This is a genomic window from Paraburkholderia sp. GAS448 (assembly GCF_050435685.1).
Lineage (GTDB): Bacteria > Pseudomonadota > Gammaproteobacteria > Burkholderiales > Burkholderiaceae > Paraburkholderia.
Map to the genome: position 1 here is coordinate 503,719 of NZ_JBNDKT010000003.1, position 9,510 is coordinate 513,228.

8 protein-coding genes are annotated in these 9,510 nt (G+C 63.7%); 6 read left to right on the plus strand and 2 right to left on the minus strand.

The features are described from left to right. Positions 1-777: a 3'-5' exonuclease gene (locus P3T23_RS08745; RefSeq protein WP_133663370.1), complete on the plus strand. Its 777-nt coding sequence runs from the start codon at positions 1-3 to the stop codon at positions 775-777. Between the two features lie 54 nt (positions 778-831). Here the strand turns inward: P3T23_RS08745 and P3T23_RS08750 are convergent, their stop codons facing one another. Beyond that, positions 832-1,686, minus strand: coding sequence for an endonuclease/exonuclease/phosphatase family protein (locus P3T23_RS08750; RefSeq protein WP_429315764.1), 855 nt, complete (start codon positions 1,684-1,686; stop codon positions 832-834). A gap of 53 nt (positions 1,687-1,739) precedes the next feature. Between P3T23_RS08750 and rlmD the strand changes: the two genes are divergently transcribed. Continuing rightward, entirely contained in the window at positions 1,740-3,176 is a 1,437-nt protein-coding gene (rlmD, locus tag P3T23_RS08755) for a 23S rRNA (uracil(1939)-C(5))-methyltransferase RlmD (RefSeq protein ID WP_429315765.1), read from the plus strand. A 152-nt stretch (positions 3,177-3,328) separates the two neighbouring features. Here rlmD and P3T23_RS08760 read toward each other — a convergent pair whose 3' ends face one another. Then, positions 3,329-4,213: an outer membrane protein assembly factor BamD gene (locus tag P3T23_RS08760; protein WP_429315766.1), complete on the minus strand. Its 885-nt coding sequence runs from the start codon at positions 4,211-4,213 to the stop codon at positions 3,329-3,331. 38 nt (positions 4,214-4,251) lie between these two features. Here P3T23_RS08760 and P3T23_RS08765 point away from each other — a divergent pair, with 38 nt between their 5' ends. The 4 genes from P3T23_RS08765 to P3T23_RS08780 all read left to right on the plus strand — a co-directional run. After that, positions 4,252-5,484, plus strand: coding sequence for an RluA family pseudouridine synthase (locus tag P3T23_RS08765; protein ID WP_429315767.1), 1,233 nt, complete (start codon positions 4,252-4,254; stop codon positions 5,482-5,484). Further along, positions 5,481-6,314, plus strand: a complete 834-nt coding sequence (gene pgeF, locus P3T23_RS08770) for a peptidoglycan editing factor PgeF (RefSeq protein ID WP_429315768.1) — start codon at positions 5,481-5,483, stop codon at positions 6,312-6,314. Before P3T23_RS08765 ends, pgeF begins: the two co-directional genes overlap by 4 nt. A 430-nt stretch (positions 6,315-6,744) precedes the next feature. Further along, positions 6,745-8,664 carry a class I poly(R)-hydroxyalkanoic acid synthase gene (gene phaC / locus P3T23_RS08775; RefSeq protein WP_429315769.1) on the plus strand — a complete coding sequence of 640 codons (1,920 nt, stop codon included), beginning with the start codon at positions 6,745-6,747 and terminating at the stop codon, positions 8,662-8,664. 142 nt (positions 8,665-8,806) lie between these two features. Further along, the coding region (locus tag P3T23_RS08780) for an acetyl-CoA C-acyltransferase (protein WP_429315770.1) at positions 8,807-9,510 on the plus strand (704 nt) is incomplete at its 3' end.

The following is a 9,510-nucleotide window of genomic DNA, read 5'->3' on the forward strand; positions in this document are numbered from 1 at the left end:
ATGACACCGATTCTTGTATTCGACATCGAGACGATTCCCGATGTCGCCGGCATTCGCCGTCTCGAAGCGCTCCCGGACACACTGACCGACGAAGAGGTCGCCGAACACGCGTTCGCCGCGCGCCGCGAAAAGACCGGCAGCGATTTTCTGCCGCACCATCTGCAGCGGATCGCGGCAATCTCTTGCGTGTTTCGCGATAACGCCGGTTTTCGCGTCCGCTCGCTCGGCACCCCCGCCGACGGCGAGGCGGCGCTTGTCCAGTCGTTTTACCGGGTGATCGAAAAATACACGCCGCAACTCGTGTCCTGGAACGGCGGCGGGTTCGATCTGCCCGTGCTGAACTATCGGGCGCTGGTGAATGGTATTCCGGCGTCGCGCTTCTGGGATCTCGGCGAGGACGACCGCGATTTCAAGTGGAATAACTACATCAGCCGTTACCACGCACGCCACACCGACCTGATGGACGTGCTTGCGATGTACCAGGCGCGCGCCAACGCGCCGCTCGATGCGCTCGCCAAGCTGTGCGGATTTCCCGGCAAGCTCGGGATGGACGGCGGACAGGTCTGGCACGCCTTCCAGCAGGGCCGTATCGAAGAAATCCGCAACTACTGCGAAACGGACGTCGTCAACACGTATCTGTTGTATTGCCGCTTCCAGCTGATGCGCGGCGGCTTTTCTGCCGCCGAATACGACGACGAAATCAATATCGTCAAGAACGCACTCGCGCAGGAGCCCGCAGCGCACTGGGCCGAATACCTCGCCGCGTTCGAAGGCTAGCCATCCTGACGCCGTTTTGCCGGCGCCTCACCAGCGCCCAGACGGCGCTGCCTGTCAATCCAGTTCCAGAACGATCGGCTGATGATCCGACGCGCGCGTGGCGCCGTCGATCTCGCAGCGCCGCAAGCGGCCACGCAGATCCTCAGTCGCGAAGACGAAATCGCACGTAAGCGGCCCATTCTTCCATTGCACGGTGTCGTAGATGCCGGCGGTCGGTGGCGGCGTCGCGCCCGGATGCAGCGCGGTCCAGGCGTCGATGAACGCAGGACTGCCTGGAAGCGGCTCGAGCATCCGCTGGTACGCCTCGCTGCCGAACGCGCTGTTGAAATCGCCGCAGACGATGGCGCTCAGAGGCCGCGCGCTACTGGCGAACGGGCCGGTTGCATTTTCTGCCCGGGCGGGACGCGCTGCGTGTCCGGCCGCTTCCTGCTGCACACGCCGCAACGCATCGACCTGCGCAAGCCGTTGCGTGAGCGAATAGAACTCCAGATGCGTGACGAGCACCCGCAACGGGCCGCCGGGCGCCTCCAGCGCTGCTTCGAGCGCGACCCGCTGCATTGAGGGAGCCGCCGGGTCCGCCGGCCACGGCAGCGAATGGCGGATCACGCGCTCGACCGGCAGGCGCGTGACCAGCGCGTTGCCGAACTGGCGTCGGCGCGCGCCCGGCGCGATCGGCGCCAGATCGGCGCCGATCGCATGCACTACGGTAAACCCTGGCAGCAGATAGGCGAGTTCCGCGACCTGGTCGTCGCCAGGCCGGCCCGGCAGCCCGCTGAAGCCGAGCGTGATTTCCTGCAGGCACAGCACGTCGAAATCGGCGAGGCGGTGCGCCTCGTCCAGCGTGCGGGCGAGATTCACGTTGCCATCGGCGTCGCGTCCCCACTGGACATTCCAGCTGATCAGTCTCATCGTCAAATCTCCGTCGCCGGTTGCGGTTCGTCTACAATCTCGCCTTTCCCCACATGTCTGTCAGGAAGCCGCAGGTGTCTCGAACTGCCCATCATCGCTCGCGTAGAAACAAGTCAGCGTCCGCCGAAGCGGGCGCGAGTGCCGTACCCGTTACCGCCCCGATTCTGGAAATCGACTCGCTCGACATGGAGGCGCGCGGCGTCGGCCGCACGGTCAACGAGAACGGCGAGCCAGGCAAGGTCATTTTTGTCGAGGGTGCGCTGCCCGGCGAACGCGTCAGCTATTCAAGCTACCGCAGGAAGCCGAGTTTTGAGCAGGCGCAGGTGGTCGAGGTTCTGCGTGAGAGTGTGATCCGCACGAAGCCGCAATGCCAGTTTTTCGGCACCTGCGGCGGTTGTTCAATGCAGCATCTCGACATTCGGGCGCAGATCGCAGTCAAGCAGCGCGTGCTGGAAGACAATCTCGCCCATCTGGCGAAGCTGCGCGCCGAAACCGTGTTCCGTCCGATTCACGGACCGACGTGGGGATATCGCTACCGCGCGCGGCTGACGGTGCGCCATGTCGAGAAGAAGGGCGGCGTGCTGGTCGGCTTCCACGAGAAGAAGAGCAGCTATGTCGCCGACATGACGAGCTGCGAAGTGCTGCCGCCGCATATGTCGGCGATGCTGGTGCCGCTGCGCCGGCTGGTCGAAGGGCTCTCGATTCGTGACCGGATGCCGCAGATCGAGCTCGCGGTGGGCGAGTCGGTGACGGCCCTGGTGCTGCGCGTGCTGGAGCCGATCAACACCGCCGACGAACAGTTGCTGCGCGATTTCGCCGACGCGCACAACGTGCAGTTCTGGCTCCAGCCGAAGGGGCCGGACACAGTTACGCCGTTCTATCCGCTCGACGCGCAACTCGACTACACGTTGCCGGAATTCAACATCCGGATGCCGTTCAAGCCGACCGACTTCACCCAGGTCAACCACCAGATCAACCGCGTGCTGGTGGGCCGCGCGCTGCGCCTGCTGGCGCCGTCGAGCACGGATCGCGTGCTCGACCTGTTCTGCGGAATTGGCAATTTCACGTTGCCACTTGCGCGGCTCGCGAAGGAAGTGGTCGGTATCGAAGGCAGCGAGGTGCTGACGGCGCGCGCGCTCGCGAACGCTGAAGAGAATGGTGTCGCGGGCCATACGTCGTTCGCGTGCCGAAACCTGTTCGAGATCACCGCAGACGATCTGCGCGCGCTCGGCCACTTCGACAAGTTCCTGATCGATCCGCCGCGCGAAGGCGCGCTGGCCGTAGCGAAGGCGCTGGCGGAGATCGCGCAGAGTGGCGACGGCCCGTTGCCCAGGCGTATGGTCTACGTGTCCTGCAATCCGGCGACGCTGGCGCGCGACGCGGGCCTGCTGGTGCACGAAGCGGGCTACCGGTTAAAGGGTGCGGGAGTGGTGAACATGTTCCCGCACACATCGCATGTGGAGTCGATCGCGTTGTTCGAGCGAGACTGAATGGGGTTGAGCGCGATTGAGCGGGGCAGCTGGCTACGCCGCTCATGCTAACGATAAAGCCGGCGTCGCAAACAAAAATGCCATGGAGTGATCCATGGCATTTTGTTTGACCTGAGTCGACACTCAGGTCGTGATGCGAAACGAAGGACGGCTTAAAACTGCCACCAGGATTTTTGCGCACCCGGCCGTGAGTGTCCGGTGATGTACGGACTGTCCGGGAAGGTGCCAGCCAGTACGCGCCTCGTATCTTCGGCGAGCTGCGGCTGGTTGAGCCTTTGATAGGACAGCAGCATGATATGCAGCGCGTCTTCGATGGCCGGCGCGTTCTTGTATTCCCTGATCGCGACCTGCGCGCGGTTGATTGCGGCGACGTACGCGCCACGGCGATAGTAATAGTCCGCCGCATGTACTTCGTGCGATGCCAGCGCATTGACGATGTAACGCATGCGCTGCGCGGCGTCCGGCGCATACTTGCTGTCCGGATACTTGTCGATCACGACCTTGAACGCGTCATACGACTCGCGCAGCGACTTCGGGTCGCGCTCGCTCATGTCCTGGCCCGAGAAGCGGCCGAACAGACCGAGGTCGTCGTTGAAGTGGATCAAGCCTTTCAGATAGTACGCGTAAGCGATGTCCGGGTGATCCGGATGCAGCTGGATGAAGCGGCTGATGGCCTGGTCGGCGGCGTCGGCTTCACCATCTTTCCAGTTGCAGTACGCAACGTTGATCTGCGCCTGCTGGGCGAAGTGGCCGAACGGGTCGCGCCCTTCGAGGTTTTCGAAGTATTTCGCGCACTTACCCCAGTCGCCGCCGGACAAGGCGTCCTGCGCCTCCGTATATAATTTGTTGTTCGCCCACGTGGCCGTTTCATCGGTCTTTTCGGGCAGGCCATGACAGGCCGCCACGATTGCCAGGGCGGCGGTGCAGGCAAAATATCGGGCTACGCTTGCGGTCATTTTGCCGGCCGTCTTGCGGGCCGCTTTCGTTTGGGCCGCTGTCGTTCGGGCCATATTGGTAATGGTGTTCAAGGCTCGCATTTTCCAGTCTATCTTTACGTCCAGGTGACCCAGACTCAATGACCCGCTCAAATTCTCCGGGTACCGCTGCCGGTACGCGGAACAGCAGCAAAGATTATAGCTTAAGCGCCGACCCCGACGACGCGCTGTCAGGCGATTCCCTCGATGACGATCTCGGCAGCGACGCGCTTGTGCCGCAGCCCGCTCCCGCGGCCGCGCGCGAAGGCGTCGACGAAACGCCGCGCATCGTGCAGGTGCCGGACGAACTCGCGGGCGATCGCCTCGACAAGGTGCTCGCGAAGGTGTTCCCGGAATTTTCGCGCAGCCGTCTGCAGAGCTGGATCGAGGCTGGGCGCGTGCAGGTGGATGGCGCGCCGGCGAAGATCCGTCAGCCGGTGCCTCTCGGCGCCACGATCGAACTCGTGCCCGACCTGCTGCCGGAGCAGCTGGCGTTCACGCCGGAGCCGGTGCCGCTCGACATCGTCTATGAGGACGACACCCTTGTCGTGATCAACAAGCCCGCCGGTCTCGTCGTGCATCCCGCGGCAGGGAACTGGAGCGGCACCGTGTTGAACGGCCTGCTGCACCGGTACGGCGCCGCGGCGGCCGGTCTGCCGCGCGCGGGCATCGTGCACCGGCTCGACAAGGAGACCTCCGGTCTGATGGTCGTCGCGCGCACGCTCGAGGCGCAGACCGATCTCGTGCGCCAGTTGCAGGCGCGTACCGTCAAGCGCCGCTATCTCGCGCTCGTATGGGGCAACATGCCCGATGAAGGCACGATCGACGCGCCGATCGGGCGCGATCCGCGCGAACGCACGCGGATGGCGGTCGTCACCGGTGCGTCGGGCAAGCCCGCGCGCACGCATTTCCGGCGGGTCGACTCGACCATCTGGGAGCGCCAGCCGGTGTCGGCGATTCACTGCGATCTGGAGACCGGGCGCACCCATCAGATTCGCGTCCATTGCGCGCACATCGGTCATCCGCTGCTAGGCGATCCGGTGTATGGACGGGCGCGCGGCAAACGCTCGGTGACGCCGCTGCCCGACGGCTTCGCGCGCCAGGCGTTGCATGCGTGGCGCCTTGGCCTGATCCATCCGCGCACCGGCCGCACGATGCAATGGCGCGCCGACGTGCCGGACGACCTCGCCGCGCTGTCGGCGGCGCTCGGCCTCGGGCGCGACGACGAAGGCGCCTTCGACGAAGCGTATTACGACGGCGATGAAGACTACGACGCCGCTTTCGACGACGATCTGCCCGACGAACAGGACGATATCGAGGACGACAATCGATGAGCACACCGGAACTGACGCTTGCCGACGTGCTGCAACCTGAATGGCGCGTATCGCCGCGCGTGCGCGCGCTCGTCACGACGCGCAATGGCGGCGTGAGCGCACCGCCCTTCGGTCGCTGGCGTGACGGTGTCGATCTGCCGGGCGGCCTGAACCTCGGCCGCCGCGCGGGTGACGACCCGCAAGCCGTCGAGATCAACCGCGCACGGCTCCTTGCGTTGACGGGCGCACCCGCGGCCTGGCTCGAACAGGTCCACGGCGCGGAAGTGGTTCGTGCCGACGAAGTGCTCGCCGGCGCGCAGCAGGGCGCGGCCCCCGTGCGCGCCGACGCCAGCGTGACCGATCAGCCGGGCGTCGTCTGCGTCGTCATGATCGCCGACTGCATGCCGGTGCTCCTCTGCGATGAAAAGGGGCGAGCAGTCGGTGCGGCACACGCGGGATGGCGCGGCCTCGCGGCAGGCATCGTCGAGAAGACGGCGCAGCGCGTCGCGGATCTCGCAGGCGAGGGGACGGGGGCGCTGCACGCGTACCTCGGTCCGGCGATCGGGCGAGGCGCCTTCGAGGTCGGGGCAGACGTTCGTGACGCGTTCATGAATGGTGTCGAGGCTGTGCAACGCGATGCAACGGCAAAAGGATTTGTCCCGCGGCCGGAAATGCCCGGCAAATATTTTGCCGATCTGGCGGCGCTCGCGCGTATCCGTTTGAATCAAATCGGTATTACGCGTGTGAGCGGTGGCGATATATGTACTGTTACCCAGCGCGAGCGTTTCTATTCTTATCGCCGTGACCGGGAAACCGGCCGTATGGCCGCGATGATCTGGCTCGCCGGTTAATGCGCCCCTCAGGCACAAAGAGCGGCCGCCTCACCAGGGTTTGCGCGAAGTCGCTTTGTCAGCGGACAGGCAGCGCAATTTTGTTGCGCTGCCTCAGTCCCGCGTAAAGCGCATAAAAACATCGGGCTTAACATGCCAGTCCGGCTGCGCTAATACACGACAAGCCCTGCATTCAGGGCTCGTTTTACATTTGATAACATCGCACGCACCCCCCGCTTTACAGACTGCAGAAAAAACATGGGGAAAACGATAATTAAAAAAGTATCGCACTGCGGCAAAATCGGGAACAAGCATTGACATGCCTTGCGATGGGGAGCAAGAATGTTCCTCACCACGGGACAGGGCGTGACGAGGTCGCGAGCAATCGCCCACGTGCGCAAAAAACCTGCCTCTCAACCAGTCCGCGAGGACCCACCGGTCAAAAGCAGGTATGGCTGCATCAAAACGTTCCTCGACTTCCTCCCGTACGGACACTTCATCGGACGCCACGCAACAGCAGGGCGATACCGCTACCGCCGGGATGCAACAAATGTTCGATACCTGGATGAACGCATGGCGTTCGCTGGGCAATCCTGCGCAGAGCCCGGAAGGCAATATGCCAGGTGTGTTCTGGCCGGGTGCGAACTTCGGAGCCAACGGCACGCCGTTCCCCATGCCGCAGATGCCCCAGATGCCCTCGTTTGCATCGATGCCGGATTTCACGAAAGCAGCCGCGTCGATGTCGCCTTTCGCCGGCTTGAAGATGCCCACCGCGGCGATCCCTCCGGACCGTCTTCAGCAACTGCAGACTGATTATTCGCGCGAGGCGATGCAACTCATCCAGCAGGCTGCGGATGCGAAGCAGACCGTCCCTGAACTGAAGGACCGGCGTTTCAGTTCGGAAGCGTGGAAAACCACGCCGGCCTATGGTTTCACCGCGGCCTGGTATCTGCTGAACGCGCGCTATCTGCAGGAACTCGTCGACGCGCTCGAAACCGATCCGAAGACGCGCGAACGCATCCGCTTCGCCGTTCAGCAATGGACGGCGGCGGCGTCGCCGAGCAACTTCTTCGCCTTGAATCCGGAAGCGCAGAAAACGCTGCTCGAGAGTCAGGGCGAAAGCCTGCGGCAGGGCGTGATGAACCTGCTGGGCGACCTTCAGCGCGGCAAGATTTCGCAGACAGACGAGTCACGTTTCATCGTCGGCAAGAACCTCGCGAATACCGAAGGCTCGATCGTTTTCGAGAATGACCTGTTTCAGCTGATCCAGTACAAGCCACGCACGGCCACCGTGCGTGAGCGGCCGCTGCTCATCGTGCCGCCGTGTATCAACAAGTTCTACATCCTCGATCTGCAGCCGGAGAATTCGCTCGTCGCGCACGGTCTCGATTCGGGCCATCAGGTATTCCTGATTTCGTGGCGCAATGCGGACGCGTCGGTGGCGCACAAGTCGTGGGACGACTACATCGGCGATGGTGTGCTGAAAGCGATCGATACGGTCCGGCAGATCAGCGGTCGCGAGCAGATCAATACGCTCGGCTTCTGTGTCGGCGGCACGATGCTCGCTACCGCGCTCGCCGTCGCGTCCGCGCGCGGCGAACATCCGGCGTCGTCGATGACCTTGCTCACTGCAATGCTCGATTTCTCGGACACAGGCGTGCTCGACGTGTTCGTCGACGAAGCTCACGTGAAGATGCGTGAGCAGACGATCGGCGGAATCGGCGGCGGTCAGCCGGGCCTGATGCGTGGCATCGAGTTCGCGAACACGTTCTCGTTCCTGCGTCCGAACGACCTCGTGTGGAATTACGTCGTCGACAACTATCTGAAGGGCCGCACGCCGGTGCCGTTCGACCTGCTGTACTGGAACAGCGACTCGACGAACCTGCCGGGGCCGATGTATGTCTGGTACCTGCGCCATACTTATCTCGAGAACAGGCTGCGCGAGCCGGGTGCGCTTACTGTTTGCGGCGAACCGGTCGACCTGTCGCGCATCGATGTGCCCACCTTCATTTACGGTTCGCGTGAAGACCATATCGTGCCGTGGCAGACGGCTTACGCATCGGTGCCGCTGCTCAAGGGTCCGGTCAGGTTCGTGCTGGGTGCGTCCGGCCATATCGCCGGCGTGATCAACCCGCCGAAGAAGAACAAGCGCAACTACTGGGTATTGAAGGGCGAGGATCAAAGCCTGCCGCAGGATGCCGAGGAATGGTTTGGGCAGGCCGAGGAAGTGCCTGGCAGCTGGTGGCCCGACTGGACGGAATGGCTTGATCAGTACGCTGGCAAAAAGGTGAAGCCGCATAGCGAACCGGGCTCTGCCGAGTTTCCGGAGATCGAGCCCGCGCCGGGGCGCTATGTTCTGCAACGCGACTGATCAGACCGACGCATGACGTCGCGTCGGTGTCTTCGCGGGCATCGGGTGCGCGTCGCGCGAAGCGATGAAGCAAATGAAGCAGTTGGTTTTTTAACTTGACGGGCTGCGGCGCATGACACCGCGGCGCCCGGAGGAAATGAAAATGACTGATGTTGTGATCGTATCGGCCGCGCGTACTGGTGTCGGCAAATTCGGCGGGTCGCTTGCGAAGATCGCAGCGCCCGAGCTGGGCGCAACGGTGATCCGCGCCGTGCTCGAACGCGCGGGCCTGAAGCCTGAGCAGATCAGCGAGGTCATCCTGGGCCAGGTGCTGACGGCCGGCTCCGGCCAGAACCCGGCCCGCCAGGCCCTGATCAAGGCGGGGCTGCCCTCGGCCGTGCCGGGGATGACGATCAACAAGGTCTGCGGTTCGGGCCTGAAGGCCGTGATGCTGGCCGCCAACGCGATCATCGCTGGCGACGCGGATATCGTCATTGCAGGCGGCCAGGAAAACATGAGCGCCGCGCCGCACGTGCTGCCGGGCTCGCGCGACGGCTTTCGCATGGGCGACGCGAAGCTCATCGACAGCATGATCGTCGACGGCCTGTGGGACGTGTACAACCAGTATCACATGGGCGTCACGGCCGAGAACGTCGCGAAGGAATACGGCATTACGCGCGAGCAGCAGGATGCGTTCGCGGCTTTGTCGCAGAATAAGGCGGAAGCCGCACAGAAGGCGGGCCGTTTCGATGCTGAAATCGTGCCGGTCGAAATTCCGCAACGCAAGGGCGAGCCGCTGCGTTTTGCCAGCGACGAATTCGTGCGTCATGGCGTGACGGCCGAATCGCTGGCGGGCCTGAAGCCGGC

Coding starts and splice junctions, on each gene's coding strand:
- P3T23_RS08745 (WP_133663370.1), top strand. CDS start 1: ATGACACCGATTCTTGTATTCGACATCGAGACGATTCCCGATGTCGCC.
- P3T23_RS08750 (WP_429315764.1), bottom strand. CDS start 1,686: ATGAGACTGATCAGCTGGAATGTCCAGTGGGGACGCGACGCCGATGGC.
- rlmD (WP_429315765.1), top strand. CDS start 1,740: ATGTCTGTCAGGAAGCCGCAGGTGTCTCGAACTGCCCATCATCGCTCG.
- P3T23_RS08760 (WP_429315766.1), bottom strand. CDS start 4,213: ATGCGAGCCTTGAACACCATTACCAATATGGCCCGAACGACAGCGGCC.
- P3T23_RS08765 (WP_429315767.1), top strand. CDS start 4,252: ATGACCCGCTCAAATTCTCCGGGTACCGCTGCCGGTACGCGGAACAGC.
- pgeF (WP_429315768.1), top strand. CDS start 5,481: ATGAGCACACCGGAACTGACGCTTGCCGACGTGCTGCAACCTGAATGG.
- phaC (WP_429315769.1), top strand. CDS start 6,745: ATGGCTGCATCAAAACGTTCCTCGACTTCCTCCCGTACGGACACTTCA.